We start from the raw sequence: 379 nt of genomic DNA, 5'->3' as shown, positions 1-379 counted from the left end.
GGGAAACCGAGGAGGTGACGCCCGTCGTGCAGCCACTCGTGGATCGTCTCGCCCTCGAACAGGGCCGTGGCGCCCTGCTCGACGCCGACGAAGTACAGCAGCACCAGGGTCAGTACGCCCGCGAAGACGGCCCAGGGGGCCAGCGCGGAGAGGGAGATGGGGGTGATGGCGGCGGGAGCCGTCGTGGGCACGGCGGAGTGGGCCATGGCAGAACCTCCTGGGGAACACGCGTCCCGGTCAGTGGTGCTCGCGACGAAGGCGGCGGGTCTGACTTCCCTTCCCGGCGTGCGGGAACGGGTTCACAGTGGCGCGACCGTGCCGGATTCTCACCGTGCTTCCGTCGTACCTTCGTCATGTCGTCCGAGAACGTACCGCGCGG

General features: G+C 69.4%; 1 protein-coding gene. It reads right to left on the bottom strand.

Annotation, left to right across the window (positions count from 1 at the left end; all coding sequences use genetic code 11):
• Positions 1 to 206: CbtB-domain containing protein (locus G3I71_RS50105; protein ID WP_164325651.1), on the bottom strand; the 206-nt coding region annotated here is incomplete at its 3' end.
• Between the last annotated feature and the right edge of the window lie 173 nt (positions 207 to 379).

It is taken from the genome of Streptomyces sp. SID12501 (assembly GCF_010550245.1).
GTDB lineage: Bacteria > Actinomycetota > Actinomycetes > Streptomycetales > Streptomycetaceae > Streptomyces.
Note: the sequence above shows the minus strand (reverse complement) of the source record. Positions and strands in the feature narration are given on the sequence as shown.